Raw genomic sequence first — 17,420 nt, 5'->3', positions numbered from 1 at the left:
CGCCCCAAGTCTGTCAATGGGGCGTCGGCATGCCCGTGAGGCCGGGCCGCTGCGGCCGTGACATCCGGCGCAGCTCGAGCCCGATATGCGCCAGAAGCGCCGCGAAGACGATCGCCCCGCCGATGAAGGTGCGCGTCGCCGGCACCTCGCCATGGACGAGCCAGACCCAGACCGGCCCGAGCAGAGTCTCGAAGGTAGCGAGCAGCGCCGTATAGGCCGGCGCGATCAGGCGCGCGCCGGTGGCGAACAGCGCGAGCCCCAGCCCCAGATTGATCGCGCCGAACGCGAACAGGAACCCCATGTCGGCGGCCGAGACGGCGAACGTGCCCGCCTGGGTCGACGCCAGCACCCCGGCGATGACGACGCCGAGACAGGTCGCCGGCGTCATCCGCACGTGGGAGAAACGGCGCATCAGCACCGTGGCGATCGAGAAGGCGAAGACGATCGCCAGCGCCAGCGCGTCGCCGACCAGCGAGCCGCCGCCGGCAACCGAGCCCGAGACCATGACGCCGACGCCGAGGATGACAGCGGCGATGGCCGCCCATGTCGCCGCGGAGACCTTGATCCCGAGCACGACGAAAGACAGCAGCGCCGCGATCAGCGGCCCGCCGGCCTGGAACAGCAGGATGTTAGCGACGGTCGTATGCGCCAGCGCCAGCACGAAGAACGAGGTGGAGACCGCCAGGCAGCAGGCGACGGCGAGGCCGGGCAGTCCCATGCCGCGAAAGAGCTGGAGCGTGCCGCGCGCGCCGTCGCGCCACAGCATGAAGCCGAGCAGGAACAGGGCCGCCCAGACCGAGCGCCAGAACACCACCGTCCACGGATCGGGCGCCTCGATGAAGCGGGCGCTGACGCCGCCGAGGCTCCAGCAGAGGGCCGAGAGGAAAACGAGCAGGTAGCCGGTCTGCTCCTCGCGCGCAGGAGAAGATATGCCGGTGGTGGAAGGACCGCTCATCGACGTCAGGCTCCGGCACTGGTGGAGGCGCTTTGGGAATGTGATGCCTGTTTCCGCTGCTAGAAGCAATCGCCCCGCTTTGCGTGATCCAGCGCCGCAATCCCGTTAGGGCACCTCGCGGTGGCGCGGGCGGCTACTGGAAATCGAAGGCCGACAGACCAGTCGCCATCTCGTCCAGCCCGAGCGGGCGCGTCACCGGCGGCTCGATGCGCGCGAGGCACCCGGTGCGCTCGCACAGCCGGCAGGCCGGGCCGATCGCGACGGCCTTCTCGTTCGCCGGCAGCGCCGCGGCATAGACGACCTCGTCCCTGAAGCCGATGTCGCAGCCGATCAGCACCGCCGTGCGGCGCGGCCGCTCGGCGAACGCGCCCTGCGGCCCCTCCAGCGTGCGCGCCATGGTCAGGAACGCCGCGCCGTCCGGCATCTCCACCGCCTCGACCAGGATCTGCCCCGGCTGGGCGAAGGCCGCATGCACCGCGAGCTTGGGGCAGCCGCCGCCGAAGCGGGCATGCGGGAACCCTCCCGCGCCGGCGCGGCGGAAGCGGTTGCCGGCATTGTCGGCCTCCAGCATGAAGAACGGCACACCCGCCGCGCCCGGCTTCTGCATCATCGTCAGCCGGTTCGCCGCCTGCTCGAAGGAGACGCCGAAGCGCGAGCGCAGCACGTCGATGTCGTAGCGCGCGCGCTGCGCCGCGGCGAGGAAGGCGCCATAGGGCATCATCAGCGCGTGGGCGGCGTAGCGGCCGAGCTCGAAGCGGGCGAGACGCCGCGCCTCGTCCGACGACAGCTTCAGCGCCTTGACCTCGGCCGCCACCGCCACCTGGCAGCGGATGAGGCACGCCTCCATCGCCACCTCGCGCAGCTGGTCGAAGGGCGACAGCCGCTCGGAGATGAACAGGCGCTGCGAGTGCCGGTCGTAGCGGCGGCGCCAGTTGGGCATGGTCGCGACCGGCAGCACCTTGACGACGATGCCGTGCTCGCGCTTCAGCCAGCCCTTGAGTGCACCGTAGAGGTCGTCGCCGGGCTGGAGAAGCTGGGCGAAGGCCTCCGTCTCCTCCTCCAGTGCCGGGAACCAGTTCGCCCGGCGCTCGAACGTCTCGCGCACCTCGTCGATGGGGAGGCGCGCCGAGGACAGCGTCGTCGCCCGCCCCTCGCGCGCCAGCAGCTCGGACAGATCGGAGAGGCGCTCCGCCTGCTCGCGATAGGCGCGGTAGAGCTTGATGACCGCGGCCGACGCGTTGGGCGCGGCGTCGGATATCTCGACCAGCTCCTGGTCGCCCGGCAATTCGCCCGCCAGCAGCGGGTCGGAGAACACCTCGCGCAGCGCCGCGATGGAGCCCGTCCCCTCGGCTTGCAGTTCCTCGGGCTCGACATGGTAGACGGAGGCGAGCTTGAGGATGAGCTGAACGGTCAGCGGCCGCTGGTTGCGCTCGATCAGGTTCAGATAGGACGGCGAGATGCCCAGCCCCTCGGCCATCGCCGTCTGGGTCAGCCCCTTGGCGTTGCGGATGCGGCGGATGCGCGGCCCGGCGAAGATCTTCTGTTCGGCCATGCGTTTCGGCTTTCACGCAGAAAAGAGGGCGAAAAACGCGGGATTGACCGGATTTTACAAAACGTACGTCGATCCCGCTTTTACAATCTCGACAATTTTACAAGCAGCCGATGTCAAACGCAACACAGGTTTTCCCGAATTTTCTGAACCAATTTGCCATTTTCCTCGTTCTTTTCGGCAGTGCAATGTAAACGAGGTCACATCGGGATCGCAGCTCCCATGCGATCCGCCGGCCAGAACCAGTTTGCAGGAGAGTCACTATGACCGATTTTTACAATCTCGTCCCGTCCGCCCCGGAAGGCCGCTATGAAGGCATCCAGCGCCCCTATTCGCCGGAGGACGTCAAGCGTCTGCGCGGCTCGGTCCAGATCCGGCACACGCTGGCCGAGAACGGTGCCAACCGCCTGTGGAAGCTGATCGACGAGGAGCCCTTCGTCAACGCGCTCGGCGCGCTCAGTGGCAACCAGGCGATGCAGATGGTGCGCGCCGGCCTGAAGGCGATCTACCTCTCCGGCTGGCAGGTCGCCGCCGACGCCAACACCGCCTCGGCCATGTATCCCGACCAGTCGCTCTACCCGGCCAACGCCGCGCCGGAGCTGGCCAGGCGCATCAACCGCACGCTCCAGCGCGCCGACCAGATCGAGGTTTCCGAAGGCAAGGGCCTGTCGGTCGACACCTGGTTCGCGCCGATCGTCGCCGACGCCGAAGCCGGCTTCGGCGGCCCGCTCAACGCCTTCGAGATCATGAAGGCCTTCATCGAGGCCGGCGCCGCGGGCGTCCATTTCGAGGACCAGCTCGCTTCGGAGAAGAAGTGCGGCCATCTCGGCGGCAAGGTGCTGATCCCGACGCAGGCGCACATCCGCAACCTGACCGCCGCGCGCCTCGCCGCCGACGTGATGGGCGTGCCGACGCTGATCATCGCCCGCACCGACGCCGAGGCCGCCAAGCTCCTGACCTCCGACATCGACGAGCGCGACCAGCCCTTCGTCGACCATGACGCCGGCCGCACGGTCGAGGGCTTCTATCAGGTCAAGAACGGCATCGAGCCGTGTATCGCGCGCGCCATCGCCTATGCCCCCTATTGCGACCTGATCTGGATGGAGACCGGCAAGCCGGACCTCGAACAGGCGCGGAAGTTCGCCGAGGCCGTGCAGAAGGCGCATCCGGGCAAGAAGCTGGCCTACAACTGCTCGCCCTCCTTCAACTGGAAGAAGAACCTCGACGACGCGACGATCGCGAAGTTCCAGAAGGAGCTGGGCGCGATGGGCTACAAGTTCCAGTTCATCACCCTGGCCGGGTTCCACCAGCTGAACTACGGCATGTTCGAGCTGGCCCGCGGCTACAAGGATCGCCAGATGGCGGCATATTCGGAGCTTCAGGAAGCCGAGTTCGCGGCGGAGGCCGTCGGCTACACCGCGACCAAGCACCAGCGCGAGGTCGGCACCGGCTATTTCGACGCCGTGTCGCTGGCCATCACCGGCGGCCAGTCGTCGACCACCGCAATGAAGGAATCGACCGAGACCGAACAGTTCCGCCCGGCGGCGGAATAAGGTCCGGCCAGCAAGGCTCAAGGCCAGAAGGCAAAGGAGAAAACCCATGTCGCCCAAGACCCGCGTCAAGGAACGTGCGGAGGAGCAGTCCTCGGCCATGAACAGCGATCAGCAGGCCGTCATCCGCATGGTGGCGAACGACCTGCACCGGCTGAACCAGTCGGTGATGAAAGCGGTCGAGGCCGGCGTGTCGGTGGAACTGGTGCGCTCGGCGCGCCACCACGGCGGCGACGGAAACTGGGGCGACCTCCTCATTCCGGTCGTCGTCGCCAACGCGGCCGGCATGGGCGGCGGCGACGAAGCCTGAAGGCCCGATCATCCGACGAAGAAAAGGCGGCGCTCCGGCGCCGCCTTTTTCGTTCTTGCCGCCCGACGCATGTCTTCCGAAAGCGGGAAACGGCTTCGGGACAAAGACATGCGTCAGCAAGGAACGAAAGCGCAGGAAGCGAACCGGAAGTTTGCGACACGCTTTAGACTTGACAGAAGCAGTCATATCAAGAACAAGCACTCGCCCCTTCGAATTCTCGTTCCCATGGTCTTTCCAATCGGAAGAATCGATGCAGAATTCAACGAACGACAATGCAGACGGTTCGGCGCTCGATTTCGGGCTGGTGCTGGTCGTGGGGTCCTCTCCCGTCAACCGGGTCGTCGTGTCCCGCATCGGCGAGCGCGCAGGCTTCCGGGTCGTCTCGACGACGCCGGATCAGGCCGGGACCGCGCTTTCCGACCCGCTGCCGATCCTCGTCGTCCTCGACGGCGGCGCGGACAACGGCGAATGCGACCCGTTTATCGACGCGCTCGACCGCCTGCGCCGCCCGGTCTCGGGCCGCCGCGCGCCGCTGGTGATCCTCCTGTCCAACCACCGCACCCCCGATCCGGACAGGGAAAGCGCCGTCGACGCCATCATCGCCAAGCCGATCATGCCCGACACGCTGCAACCGGTCATGCAGGACATGATCCGCGATCTGCAGCAACTGCATTCCGGCTGATCCGGCCCCGGCCTCACGCGCTCAGGCGTTGCGGCTCCGCATAGTCCTGCCCCGCATCGTCCGCCGACCTCAGCCTGAATCTCGCCAGAACCTGCGTCAGCGAGGCGCTTTCCTGCGCCAGCCCCTCGCCGGCCGCGCTCAGCTGCTCGACCATCGCCGCGTTCTGCTGCGTCGCCTGATCCATGTGGTTGACGGCGGTGTTGACCTCGTAAAGCCCGGTCGACTGCTCGCGCGCGGCGGTGGCGATCTCCTCCATCTGCGCGTTCACCTCCATCACCAGATCGACGATCTGCGCAAGGCCACGCCCGGTGTCGGAAACCAGCCGCACGCCCTCGGTCACGGCGACCTCGGCGTTCTCGATCAGCGACTTGATCTCGCGCGCGGCCGTCGCCGAGCGCAGCGCGAGCTCGCGCACCTCCTGCGCCACCACGGCGAAGCCCCTGCCCGCCTCGCCGGCGCGCGCCGCCTCGACCCCGGCATTGAGCGCGAGCAGATTGGTCTGGAAGGCGATCTCGTCGATGACGCCGATGATCCGGGTGATCTGGCGCGACGCGCCCTCGATCCGCTCCATGGCCGCCACCGCGTCGCGCACGACGTCGCCGGAATGCTCGGCCTTGCCGTGCGCCGCGCGCGTCACCTCGCGCGCCTCGGCCGAGCGCTGCGACGTCGCCGTCACATTGGCGGTGATCTGTTCCAGCGCCGCGGCCGTCTGCTCCAGCGACGCGGCCTGCTGCTCGGTGCGCCGCGACAATTCGTCCGACGCCGAGGAGATCTCGCCCGCGCCGCCATTGACGGTGCCGACCGCCTGCTCGACGCCGAGCAGAGTGTCGCGCAGCTGGCCGACCGAAGCGTTGAAATCGTGCCGCAGCGCCTCGAACTGCGGCGCGAACGTCTCGCCGATCTCGCACAGCAGGTCGCCGGCCGCGAGCCGGCGCAGGCTTGCCGCCAGCGTCCCCGTCGCTTCGCTCAGCCGCGCTTCCGCCTCGGCCGCCGCCCGGCGCTGGGTTTCCAGCCGCTCCGCCTCGGCCTGCCGGCGCGCCGCCTCGGCTTCCTCCTCCAGCTCGGCGTTGCGGATCGCGGCGAGGCGGAACACCTCGACGGCGCGCGCCATGTCGCCGATCTCGTCCTTGCGGCCGCCGCCGATCTCCCGTTCTTCGAGCGCCCCGGCCGCGAGCGCGCGCATCGCCTCGACCAGCCGGTCCAGCGGCCTGACGATGGTCATCGTCATGAGGCTGGAAAGCGCGATCATCATCAGGCCGCCGACGATGCACAGCGCGGCGATGACCTTGAGATCGGAGAGCGCGTCGGCCGCATCGGCCGCCGCAAGCGTCGCGATCTGTTCGAGGGTCCGGTTCTCGATCTCCTTCATGGCGTCGATGCGCTCGCTCGTCGCCGCGAACCACCGGCCGCCGTCGAGCCCGGGCAGCGTCGCGCCGGCGCCGCCGACGATGATCTCGTTGCGCGTCGCCTCGATCTCCTCCAGCACGGGCACGGCGAGGCCGGCCTCCATGGCGGGGCGGTTCTCCGGCTCATGCAGCGAAACGAAATTGTCGAGCAGCGCCGCCTGCGCGCCGCCCATCTGGGCGAAGTCGACGAGGCGGGCGGGGTCGACCCGCTCCGAGCCGATGAAGCCGGCGCCGGTCGCCCGCTCCTGCCCGGCGATCTCCTTGGCCTGCATCAGCTGGTTGTAGGCGACGATCCGCGAGGCGATCTTCGATTCCACGCCCTTCATCGACAGGTCGCGCGCGAGCCCGACCATGCTGCCGATCGTGTCGGTGTAGGCGGTGAAGGACTGCGCCGTGGTGAAGGCTCGCCTGTCGATGGCGCTGCGCGCCTCGGCAAGCAGCGCGAGCTTCGCCTCGAGGCTGCGGACCTGCCGCGCAAGCGCGTCGTCGCCGAGAACCGCTTCCGACCGCGAAACGCCGCCGACCTTTTCCAGCGCAGCGTCCGCGTTGGCGCGCGCCCGCTCGAGGTCCGCCCGCGCGGCCGCGCCGGACGCGCCGAGATATCCCGCGCTCAGCCCCCGCTCCACCTGAAGCAGGTGGACCGCGTCGCCGACCAGCCCGACGCTCTCGCTGACCACGACGATCTGCTGCATGTGCCGGTACGAGGTCCACATGCCGCCGATCTGGGTGGCGGCGAGGTATCCCATCGCGGCAAGCGGCAGCAGCACGGCGGTCCACAGGCGCCGATTGATGGAAATGTCGGTGATACGCATGGAAACCTCCGGGAATGCCGGGCGTCATGCCTTGGGAAGCGGCGCATCATGCGTCGGGGCCATGTCCCCGTCTCGCGATGAAGGAACGATTAATGACCGCCGCCCGGCCGGGCGCTTCGCCGGAGCCGGAGGGGTATTTCCGATCCGGGTTTGCGATTTCGCAAACAGGAAGGCGGAAGGGCCGAGCCTCAGTCCCAGGTCCGCGACGCGTTTCCACCGATCTCGACCGTCATGCCGACCGTGCCCGAGGGGAACTGCCTGCGCCCGAGATCCGTCCGGAACGCGTCCGCGACCGTCTCGAAATCCCATTCGCCTTCAAGCGTCGGCAATGCGATGCCGGGATGGACGGCGAGCGAAAGGACGCGGCCCTCGATCCGCACCACCTGCCCGGTGACGCCGCTCGCGGCATCCGACAGCAGATAGCAGGCGACCGGGGCGTTGAACTCGGCCGGAACGCTGGACACGGGCGCGCCGAGATAGCGCTCGGCTTCGTCCATCATCCGCGTCGCCGCCATCGGCGACAGCGCGTTCACCCGGATGCCGGCCTCGCGCAGCTCCGTCGCCCAGGCATAGGTGGCGGAGGCCATCGCGCCCTTCGACGCGCCATAGGCGCTCATGGCCGGCAGGCCCATCTGCGCGCCCGACGAGACGTTGAGGATCGCCCCGCCCTTGCCCTGGGCGAGCATCTGCCGCGCCGCATGGACGGCGCAGGCGAAGGAGCCGAGGACGTTCACCTCGAGATGGGCGCGCACCGACGCCTCGTCGAGCTCCTCGATCCGCGCCATGCGGAACAGGCCGGCATTGTTGAACAGGCCGTCCAGCCGGCCCCACTCGGCCACCGCCCGCATCACCAGCTCGCGCGCAGCCGCCCAGTCGGTGATGTCGCCGGGATGGGAGACGGCGGTCCCGCCGGCCTCGCCTATCGCCCTTGCGACCGCTTCGGCCTCGGCGGCGTCGCGGTCGTTGACCACGACGTGCGCGCCGTACGACGCGGCGAGACGCGCGGTGGCGGCGCCGATACCACGTCCCGCCCCGGTCATGACGATCGTCTTTCCCTCAAGCCAGGTCATGCGATCCCGTTCTCCGGTTCAATATCAACGGACAGCCCTATTGCTCGCGGCCAGCGCCCAGCCGTTCCTTCAGCTCGGACGCCGCGCAGGCGAGCTTCACCTCGCCCCGGTCGAGGACCACCGCGCGGTCTGCATAGGGCAGCGCGATGTCGATGTGCTGCTCGACGATGACCACGGCGGCGCCCGATGCGGCCCAGCTGCGCAGGAATTCCATGATCGGCGGCAGGAGCGCCTGCGCCAGCCCGAGCGACGGCTCGTCGCACAGGAGCACCTTCGGCTGCGCCATGAACGCCTGGCCGAGCGCCAGCATCTGCTGCTGGCCGCCCGACAGGTCACGCGCCATGTGCCGGCGCCGCTCCCCGAGGATCGGGAACACCTCGAAGACGCGGGCGACCTGCGCATCGAACCCCGCCCGGTCGGCCCTGATCGCCGCGCCGAGGCGCAGATTGTCCCAGACGCTGATCTCGGGAAACACCCGGTGCCCGTCGAGGACGAGGCGCAGCCCCGCCGCCGCGATCCGTTCCGGCTTCATGCCGGCGATGTCGCGGCCCGAAAGCACCACCCTGCCGGCCGTCGGCCGGATGAAGCCGCCGATGGTCCGCAGCAGGGTCGACTTGCCGGCGCCGTTCTCGCCGGCGACCAGCAGGATCTCGCCCGGCGAGACGGCGAGCCCGACGTCCCGCAGGACCGGGACGCGGTTGTAGCCGGAATGCAGGCCGACGACCTCAAGCATGGGACACGCTCACGAACAGCTTGCTGACTTGCGGGTTGCGGGCGACCTCCGCCGGCGCACCGCTGGCGATGACGCGCCCGCTCTCCATCACCACCACCTCGTCGGCCACGCGCCAGACAAGGTTGAGGTCGTGCTCGACGATGACGATGGTGCGCCCCGCCTCGTCCCTGAGCCGCAGCAGCAGGGTCTGGAGCCCTTCGCGCTCCGCATGCGACAGGCCCGCCGCCGGCTCGTCCAGCAGGATGATCTCGGCCCCGGTCTGCAACACGCGCAGCACCTCGATCGACCGCCGCTGGCCGTGCGGGATGATGTCGATGTCGGCGCCGGCCAGCTGCGCGCGCAGCTGCTCCAGCGAGGCGTCGCCGCCGGTGCCGATGCCGCGGGCCTCCGCGCCGACCGAGACGTTCTCGTAGGCGGACAGCGTGTCGAAGATGCGCGGGGTCTGGAACGTCCTGCCGATCCCCATCCGGGCGATCATCGACGGACTCTTGCCGGCGATCGGCCGGCCGAAGACCGAGATCGTGCCCTTGTCCAGCCGGCTGAAGCCGGTGATGGCGTTGATGAGCGAGGTCTTGCCGGAGCCGTTGGCGCCGACCAGCCCGACGATGCGCCCGGCCGGAACCTCGACGCTGACATTCTCGATCGCCCGCACCGCGCCGAACGACTTGCTGGCGTCTCGGATGGAGATCGCGACCTCGCCGGCGCGCGGGGAGCCGGCGGGAAGCGGCAGCGTCGCCAGGCCGAAATCGAGCTCCTGCGCCCCTGCCCTGCGGCGCAGCCCGCGGTCGAAGGAGCCGACGATGCCGTCCGGCAGGACGAGCATGACCAGCAGCGCCAGGGTGCCGTAGGCGAGCAGGCGGTAGTCGATCAGGTCGACCAGCAGCACGTTGGGCAAAAGGTAGAGCAGATAGATGCCGGCCAGCGGTCCGAACACCTGCCCGCGCCCGCCGACGATGACCGAAAGGAAGATCAGGACCGACAGCTCGAGATGAAACGCCGCCGGGCTGACGAAGCCGACGATCGGCGGGTAGAGCGCCCCCGCCGCGCCCGTCGCCGCGCAGGTGCCGCAGAAGACGATGCTGCGGATCAGGCCCGGCCTCAGGCCCAGCGTCTGCGCCGATTCCGGGCTCGCGCCGGCGACGCGCACGAGGCGGCCGGCCGGGGAACGGCGCAGCAGGAGATGGCCGGCGACGGCAGCGCAGGCCGCGAGCGCGCAGGCCAGCGACAGCGGCGTCAGCCCGGCGAAGAGCGGCTGCTTCCATGCGCCGGCCGGCGTCGAGATGCCGTTGATGCCGTTGGTGTAGCTGTCGAAGGTGAACAGGAGCTCGGGAAACACCATCCCCGCGCTCAACGTGACGAAGCCGAGATAGTAGCCCTGAACCCGCAGCGCCGGCAGCGCGTAGATCAGCCCCGCCAGCGCGCCCGCGGCCGTGGCGCAGAGGAAGGCGACGATCCACGGCAGCCCGTAGAGCGACAGCGCCATGGCCGCCGCATAGGCGCCGGCGCCGAAGATCGCGCCCTGTCCGAAGGAAACCTGGTTGGCGTCCTGCAACAGGAAGTTCTGCGCGACGGCGACGGCGATGAGGATGTTGACGAACTGGAAGCTGTAGCTCCAGTAGCCGCTGCCCAGCATGTCCGGCAGCAGACCCGTGGCAAGGATGCACGCGATCGCGGCGACAAGCTGGATGGTCTCCGATTTTCGTGTCGAGCGCATCGCCGGTCCAGAACTCGGGTTGATCAGAAACGCCGCGCCATATGCGCGCCGAACAGGCCGCTCGGCCGCACGAGGAGCATCAGCGTAAGGATGATCAGGGAGACGTATCCCTGGTATTGCCCGCCGAACTGGTAGGTCGCCACCATGGAGATGATGCCGATGATCGGCCCGGCGACGATGGCGCCGGTCATGTTGCCCATGCCGCCGACGACCGCGACGACGAAGCCCGAGATGACGTAGCGCAGCCCCGCCTCCGGCGTGATCGAGATGATCGGGGCGGCGGCATAGCCCGCACTGCCGACGACGAGCCCGCTGATGGCGAAGGAGAGGATCTGCAACCGGCGCACCTTCAGGCCGGCGGCGGCCGCCGCCTCGAGGTCCTGCGACAGGGCGCTGAGGGCCAGCCCTCCGAGAAAGCGGCTGAAATAGATGCGCAGCGCCACGAACCACGCCACCGCGAGGCACGGCATGACGAGATAGGGAAGCTGCGTGTACATCCCAAGGAACTGGAACGACGGCACCGGGCCGCCATACTCGGCCGACCACGGGCCGAGCGTCAGGAGAAGCAGCGCGCCGATGATGATGGAGACGGAGAGCGTCGTGATCAGCCACGATTGCTGCTCGGTCGAATGACGCAGGGGATAGAGCGTGATCGCGCCCTGCACCGCCATGACCACGGCGAGCGCCAGCGCCGCAACCACTAGCCCGACCAGCCACCACGCCCCGAAATATCCGGCCTGCGAGAACTGTACGCCGACGAGCCCGCCCAGCACGAGCATCCCGCCCTGCGCGAAGTTGAGGACGTGCGTCGCGCGGTAGATCACGTTGAGGCTGATGGCGATCAGCGCGAATATCGCGCCGAGGCCAAGCCCCCGCATGGCGATGAAAGCAAGCTCGTCGATCACAGCTTTCCCCTGTCGGAAGGCCGGCAGGCCGGCTGCCGCGCCTTCCTGTCGTCGGCCGGGTGCTGGAGCCGCGGGCGTTCTGGCGAACGCTGTTCCGCTGCTCCAGCCTGGTTTCCCAAGCCGCATTCGTGCGACGCCGGACGATTCCGTCCGGCTACAGAATGCTCTAGCAGCCCGCGCGCTTCATCAAGCCGTCGGCGCGAATATCGTTCGGCCGATGGACGATCGCAAGCTCGTTCGGGCCGAAGAGGAAATGGCTCTCGCTGCTCGGCGAGATCGCGCCGTGGATCAGCGGCACCTTGGAGCCGTCGCTTTCCACCCACTTCGCCAGCGCCTCGCCGCCGGTCTCGCCCGTGGCCTCGACGCCGGCCATCAGCAGCTTGACGGAATCGTAGTACTCGCTGGCGAGGCTGACCGAGATCTTCTCGTAGACGTCCGGCGCGAAGGCCTTCAGCTTGTTGGAGAAATCGGCATAGGCGCTGGTGCCCTCGGCGTCCGACGAGCAATAGGTCAGCCCCTTGTAGGCCACGCTGTAGACGTTCTCGAAGGCTTCGGCGGGAACCGAGCGCGCGATGGCCGGGGCATAGACCGAGACCGCGGCCGCGCCGACGATCTTGGGCTGCCAGCCCACCTGCGCCGTCGTTCCGAGGAACTTGACGCCGTCGTCCACCGTGCTGGTGAAGAAGATCACCACCTCGGGATCGGCGCGCCGCAGCGATAGCACCTGCGGCGAGAGGTCGTCGGCGCGGAAGCGGTATTCCTGCTCGACCGCGAGCTGGATGCCTCGCGCCTCGAGGTTCTTCTTCACCTCGGCGACCGCCGAGCGCGACTGGCCGCCATCGTCGGCCAGGAGGCCGATCGATTCCACCTTCAGCTCGTCGACGATGTAGTCGACGATGACCTTGGCCGCGGTCGCGGCGCTGGTCCCGAAGGAGAAGTGGTAGGGGCCGACCTCGGGCGTCAGCGCCGTGGTGCCGGCATTGGTGATCTGCACGACCTTGCCGGCCGTCGCCACCTCGACCGCGGGCACCGCCTCCTGGCTGATCAGCGGGCCGATGAGGATCTCGATCCCCTCGCGCTCGATCAGCCGGCGCGCCTCGCTGGCGGCGGTGGTCGGGTTCGACTGCGTGTCGCCGCGCACGATCTCGATCTTGCGGCCGAGGACGCCGCCGGCATCGTTGATCTCGGAGACCGCGAGCTCGACGCCGGCGGTCAGCGCCGCGCCGATGGACGCGCCCGGCCCCGTCGCGGACGGGAGGGCGCCGAGGCGTAGCTGCTCCTGCGCGAACGCCGCAGGAACGCTGGCGCCGCCGATGATGGCAAGCGCAAGGGCGGCGCCCATCGCAAAATTGCGGGAAGCGCCGTCAAGATGGGTTTTCCTAGACATCGTGTATTCCTCCCAATGCCAGCCTTGGCGCCGTCACCCGACGCGCGGAAGCTGAACGCCACGTCAGGGGTGGCTGCCATTTTTATAACAATCGTTAGAATTATGTGTCAACCGCCCGATTGGACAAGATCGCATATAAATAAGGGAGCTTTTAATCACCGGGCGGGCGTTGCATCCTATTTTCGAACTGGTATTAGAAGAATTTCCACCGGGAGGATTTTACGATGAGCACGGGCAGGACCGCAGTCGTCGTCGGCGGCAGCCGCGGCATCGGGCGGGCGATCAGCGGCCTTCTCGCCGAAACCCATTCGACGGTCGCCATCGTCTACCGCTCCGACGAGGCCGCGGCGGCCGAGACGGCCCGCCTCGTCGAGGCGCGCGGCGCGCGGGCGCTGCCGGTCCGGGCCGACATGCGCGACGCCCCCGCCATCGCGGCAGCGCTGGAGGAGCTCGCGCAGCGAACGGGCTCGCTCGACACCTTCGTCCACACCGCGGGCGCGCTCACCGACTGGAAGTTCCTGCGCGACATGACCCCGCAGGGCTGGCGCGACCATATCGACAGCGACCTCAACGGCTTCTTCAACGCGGTGTCGCCCGCGTTGCGCATCATGCATGCTCAGGGGTCGGGAAACATCGTCGCCATCACCTCGATCTCGCCGCGCGCGGCCGCGCCGCATTCGGCCCAGAGCGCGGCCTCCAAGGCCGGCGTCGAGGCGATGATCCGCGTCATCGCCCGCGAGGAGGGGCGCCACGGCATCCGCGCCAACGCGGTGGCCCCCGGCCTCACGGAAACCGACCAGGGCCGGCAGGCGATGGAGCATTGGGGACCGGAAGGGACGAAGCGGGTCCTTGCCCAATCGGCGATCCCACGCATGGGCACGGCCGAGGAGGTCGCCCAGGTCGTTGCCTTCCTTGTGTCGCCGGCGGCAAGCTACGTCACCGGCCGCGTCGTCATCGCCGATGGCGGCCAGTTCTTGAGCGCATGACAAACGGGCAGGAGAACCATGACATCGGGATTTGACGAGTTTCGGCTGGGGCAGCAGTTCGGCCTGACCGGGGACCAGGTTCAGCTGTGCAGCCATGCCAGCGACTATTTCGAGGCGACGCTCCACCCGCTCCAGCAGCGCATGGACGACGAGGACTGGTGGCCGGCGGAGACCTTCCGCGAGGTCGCGGCGATGGGCTATCTCGGGACGACCGTCCCCGCCGAATATGGCGGGCAGGGCCTCGACTACCTTTCCGCCGGGCTGATCTGCGAGGTCATGGCCTACTGGAACCCGTCCTTCGCCTTCAGCTGGCTCAACGCCGACAACCTCGTCATCGACAACCTTTACCGCAACGGCAACGAAGAGCAGCGGCGGCGCTTCCTGCCGCGGCTCTGCACCGGCGAGATCATCGGCGCGCTCGGCATGACCGAGCCGGGCGCCGGCTCGGACGCGCTCGGATCGATGAAGACGAGCGCCCGGCGCGACGGCAACCACTACGTCGTCAACGGGTCGAAGATCTTCATCACCAACGGCCCGATCGCCGACATCGTCCTGACCTATGTGCGGACCGATGCCACGCAGGGCCGGTCGAAGGGCATCTCGGCGCTTCTCGTCGAGAAAGAGTTCGAGGGCTTCAGGGTCGCCCAGAAGCTGGACAAGATGGGCTTCCGCGGCAGCCCCCTCGGCGAGCTCGTCTTCGACGGGTGCCGGGTGCCCGAGGGCAACCGGCTGGGCGAGGAGAACCGCGGCCACGTCATCATGCATAGCGGACTCGACCTCGAGCGCGTCATGTCGGCGATGCTGTGCATCGGGCCGGCCCGCCGCGCCCTCGACCTCGCCATCGAGCACGCGAAGCTGCGCGTCCAGTTCGACCAGCCTATCGCCTCGTTCCAGATGATCCAGGCCAAGCTCGCGGAGATGTACATCGCGCTCGAAGCCGCGCGCACGCTCGTCTATCGCGTGCTCGACGCCTGCAACAGCACGCAGAAGAGCGAGCTCGGCCGCGGCCATATCCACCGCCTCGCCGCCGCCGCGCTGTACCAGGCGGCGCAGACCGGCACCTTCGTCATGAACGAGGCCGTGCAGATCCATGGCGGCTCGGGCTACATGCGCGATACAGAGGTGAACCGGCTCTACCGCACCACCAAGGTGATGGAGATCGCGGCGGGGTCGCAGGAAATCCGGCGGCTGATCATTGCCGGCAACTTGTTGCGGGACTGAAATTGGTCCATCAAGATAAAGGGTTGTGACGGACCGGCTTGCACCCGGTCCGGCCAGTCCGGCAACAGCAGGAACGGGAACAGCAGCAGACTTGACCGCAGGAACCCAAACACCCCGCCGCCGGCGCGGACGAACGGAGCCGAAGCCGTCCAAGGCCGAGATTTCCCGTGAGCGGGTGCTGGTCGCGGCCGCGAGGATCTTCAGCGAGCGCGGCTATGCCGGCACGACGATGCGGGACATCGCCAAGGCGGTGAACCTCCAGGCCGGCAGCCTCTACTACTATTATCCGTCGAAGGACCTCCTGATCGAGGCGGTGCTGGACCTCGGCCTCAACGGCGTCTCCAGCGCTGTCTATGCCACCATCGCCGAGCTGCCGCCGACGACGAGCTACACCGACCGGATCAAGGCGGCGATCAGCGCGCACCTGCGCAGCATCATCACCTTCGGCGACTATGCGCTGGCCTCGCGCCGCGTGCTCGGCCAGGTCCCGCCCGAGGTGCGGCACAAGCACGTCCTGCGGCGCGATGCCTATGGCGAACTGTGGGTCAGGCTCCTGGAAGCCGCCCACGCCGCCGGCGAGATCCGCTCCGACATCGACCTCAAGCTGGCGCGTACCTTCATCCTCAGCGCCCTCAACTCCTCGCTCGAATGGTATCGCCCCAACGGCATGTCGCTCGACCAGCTCGCGGCCCAGTTCACCGCGCTGATTAGCGACGGGCTGTTCTCCAGCGCCCCCGCCGGGACCCGCGACACCCCGCGATAAAGCACCTCGACGCTCCGCCCTCGGCATGCCGCCGCTTGCAGTCGGTCGGCAAATATTCTAACATAAGTTAGATATTTTTTCACCAGAATCGCGACGGGCGGGAAAAGGCGTTCCATGGTCGACTTTGCCGTATCTGAGGAGGTAGAGGCCATATCAGAAGCGATATGCCGCTTTATCGAGCAGGTCGTCGTTCCGCTGGAAGAGCGGAACGCGGCGCTTCTTTCGAACGAACGTACGATATTTGACCATACCGGGCGCTACGTCCCGGAGGTTCTCGCCCTCCGGCGGCAGGTCAGGGAAAGATCGGCCGGAGAGGGCTTCTACACGATGTTCGGCGCGGCCGAGCTCGGCGGCGGCGGGCTGGGCGCGGAGGCGGCCGTCGCCGTCCAGATGCTGCTCGCGCGGCGCTATGGGCCGGGCCGCCACCTGATCCACCACGTCGTCATCCCCTCCCCCTTCACCAACGGGCTGTCGCCGGTGCTGCGCTTCCTCGATCCGCGCGTCAGGGAGCGGGTGCTGCCCGCCATCGCCTCGGGCGCGCGGACTCTCTGCTTCGCCCTCAGCGAGCCCGACGCCGGCTCCGACGCCCAGGCGATCCGCACGGTGGCCGTCAGGAGCGGCGACGGCTGGGCGCTCACGGGCACGAAGCAGTGGATCACCAACAGCCCCTATGCGGACTACGCCGTGATCTTCGCGCAGGTGGAGGACGCCGGCCCGGACGAACGATCCGGCATCACCGCCTTCTTCGCCGAGACCGCGTCGCCGGGCTTCGACGTCACCGGCGTCATCCCGCTGATGGGCCATGCGGGCGGCGACACCGGGATCGTCGTCCTCGACGGGCTGAAGGTGCCCGACGCCAACCGCATGGGCGGGATCGGCGACGGCCTTTCCGTCGCCATGAGCGGCATCAATGCCGGCCGGCTCGGCATGGCGGCCACCTGCATCGGCTATGCCGAATGGGCCCTCGCCAGGGCCTGCGACTACGCCCGCACCCGCAGGTCGTTCGGCCGGCCGATCGGCGAGCATCAGGCGATCCAGACGCATCTGGCCGACACGGCCATGGACATCTATGCGGCGAAGACCATGCTCGCCAACTGCGCGTGGCAGGTGGACCGGGGCAGCGCCGCGCGCGGCGAGGTCGCCATGGTGAAGTGCTTCGCCACCGAGATGCTTTCGCGCAGCATGGACCGGTGCATCCAGGTGCACGGCGCGATGGGCCTGACCAACGAGTTGCGGCTCGAGGCCGGCTATCGCTTCGCCCGGATCATGCGGATTCCCGACGGCACCGGGGAGATGCAGCGGCGGACGGTGGCGCAGGAGCTGCTCAGGGACAATCTGGTCCTCTAGCCCTGCCTCCCGAAGCCGGGACGTGCGAAA

The 17,420-nt window shown here is 68.5% G+C and carries 15 protein-coding genes; 7 read left to right on the top strand and 8 right to left on the bottom strand.

Translation table 11 applies throughout. From position 1 onward, the window contains the following. Positions 1 to 13: 13 nt before the first annotated feature. Positions 14 to 955: a DMT family transporter gene (locus M9945_RS13550; RefSeq protein WP_367945032.1), complete on the bottom strand. Its 942-nt coding sequence runs from the start codon at positions 953 to 955 to the stop codon at positions 14 to 16. A 133-nt stretch (positions 956 to 1,088) separates the two neighbouring features. After that, positions 1,089 to 2,507, bottom strand: a complete 1,419-nt coding sequence (locus M9945_RS13545) for a short-chain fatty acyl-CoA regulator family protein (protein ID WP_367930052.1) — start codon at positions 2,505 to 2,507, stop codon at positions 1,089 to 1,091. A gap of 260 nt (positions 2,508 to 2,767) precedes the next feature. On the opposite strand from M9945_RS13545, the gene aceA reads away from it, so the two are divergent. From aceA to M9945_RS13530, 3 genes are all read left to right on the top strand, one after another. Continuing rightward, the gene (aceA, locus tag M9945_RS13540; protein ID WP_367930051.1) at positions 2,768 to 4,057 is read left to right on the top strand and encodes an isocitrate lyase; all 1,290 of its coding nucleotides are present in this window, start codon (positions 2,768 to 2,770) and stop codon (positions 4,055 to 4,057) included. A gap of 46 nt (positions 4,058 to 4,103) precedes the next feature. Beyond that, positions 4,104 to 4,364 carry a hypothetical protein gene (locus tag M9945_RS13535; protein WP_367930050.1) on the top strand — a complete coding sequence of 87 codons (261 nt, stop codon included), beginning with the start codon at positions 4,104 to 4,106 and terminating at the stop codon, positions 4,362 to 4,364. Positions 4,365 to 4,614: 250 nt separating this feature from the next. Next, entirely contained in the window at positions 4,615 to 5,046 is a 432-nt protein-coding gene (locus tag M9945_RS13530; RefSeq protein ID WP_367945031.1) for a response regulator, read from the top strand. A 13-nt stretch (positions 5,047 to 5,059) separates the two neighbouring features. Here M9945_RS13530 and M9945_RS13525 read toward each other — a convergent pair whose 3' ends face one another. From M9945_RS13525 to M9945_RS13500, 6 genes are all read right to left on the bottom strand, one after another. Next, the gene (locus M9945_RS13525) at positions 5,060 to 7,264 is read right to left on the bottom strand and encodes a methyl-accepting chemotaxis protein (RefSeq protein WP_367945030.1); all 2,205 of its coding nucleotides are present in this window, start codon (positions 7,262 to 7,264) and stop codon (positions 5,060 to 5,062) included. A gap of 188 nt (positions 7,265 to 7,452) precedes the next feature. Then, positions 7,453 to 8,334 (bottom strand): SDR family NAD(P)-dependent oxidoreductase, encoded by an 882-nt coding sequence (locus M9945_RS13520; protein ID WP_367945029.1) that lies wholly within the window; start codon positions 8,332 to 8,334, stop codon positions 7,453 to 7,455. Between the two features lie 37 nt (positions 8,335 to 8,371). Continuing rightward, positions 8,372 to 9,067 (bottom strand): ABC transporter ATP-binding protein, encoded by a 696-nt coding sequence (locus M9945_RS13515; protein ID WP_367930046.1) that lies wholly within the window; start codon positions 9,065 to 9,067, stop codon positions 8,372 to 8,374. Next, a complete protein-coding gene (locus M9945_RS13510; RefSeq protein ID WP_367945028.1) occupies positions 9,060 to 10,781 on the bottom strand; it encodes a branched-chain amino acid ABC transporter ATP-binding protein/permease in 1,722 nt (573 codons plus the stop codon). Before M9945_RS13510 ends, M9945_RS13515 begins: the two co-directional genes overlap by 8 nt. A 23-nt stretch (positions 10,782 to 10,804) precedes the next feature. Beyond that, the gene (locus tag M9945_RS13505; protein WP_367930044.1) at positions 10,805 to 11,686 is read right to left on the bottom strand and encodes a branched-chain amino acid ABC transporter permease; all 882 of its coding nucleotides are present in this window, start codon (positions 11,684 to 11,686) and stop codon (positions 10,805 to 10,807) included. A gap of 166 nt (positions 11,687 to 11,852) precedes the next feature. Next, complete coding sequence (locus tag M9945_RS13500) at positions 11,853 to 13,073, bottom strand: ABC transporter substrate-binding protein (protein ID WP_367945027.1); 1,221 nt, start codon at positions 13,071 to 13,073, stop codon at positions 11,853 to 11,855. 224 nt (positions 13,074 to 13,297) lie between these two features. On the opposite strand from M9945_RS13500, the gene M9945_RS13495 reads away from it, so the two are divergent. The 4 genes from M9945_RS13495 to M9945_RS13480 all read left to right on the top strand — a co-directional run bounded on the left by M9945_RS13495 (position 13,298) and on the right by M9945_RS13480 (position 17,390). Beyond that, positions 13,298 to 14,059 (top strand): SDR family NAD(P)-dependent oxidoreductase, encoded by a 762-nt coding sequence (locus tag M9945_RS13495; RefSeq protein ID WP_367945026.1) that lies wholly within the window; start codon positions 13,298 to 13,300, stop codon positions 14,057 to 14,059. An 18-nt stretch (positions 14,060 to 14,077) separates the two neighbouring features. Further along, positions 14,078 to 15,280, top strand: coding sequence for an acyl-CoA dehydrogenase family protein (locus tag M9945_RS13490; protein ID WP_367945025.1), 1,203 nt, complete (start codon positions 14,078 to 14,080; stop codon positions 15,278 to 15,280). Positions 15,281 to 15,371: 91 nt separating this feature from the next. Beyond that, the gene (locus M9945_RS13485; RefSeq protein WP_367945024.1) at positions 15,372 to 16,043 is read left to right on the top strand and encodes a TetR/AcrR family transcriptional regulator; all 672 of its coding nucleotides are present in this window, start codon (positions 15,372 to 15,374) and stop codon (positions 16,041 to 16,043) included. A 114-nt stretch (positions 16,044 to 16,157) separates the two neighbouring features. Then, positions 16,158 to 17,390 carry an acyl-CoA dehydrogenase family protein gene (locus tag M9945_RS13480; RefSeq protein WP_367945023.1) on the top strand — a complete coding sequence of 411 codons (1,233 nt, stop codon included), beginning with the start codon at positions 16,158 to 16,160 and terminating at the stop codon, positions 17,388 to 17,390. The last annotated feature ends 30 nt before the right edge of the window (positions 17,391 to 17,420 follow it).

It is taken from the genome of Aquamicrobium sp. (genome assembly GCF_023954335.1).
Lineage (GTDB): Bacteria > Pseudomonadota > Alphaproteobacteria > Rhizobiales > Rhizobiaceae > Aerobium.
Note: the sequence above shows the minus strand (reverse complement) of the source record. Positions and strands in the feature narration are given on the sequence as shown.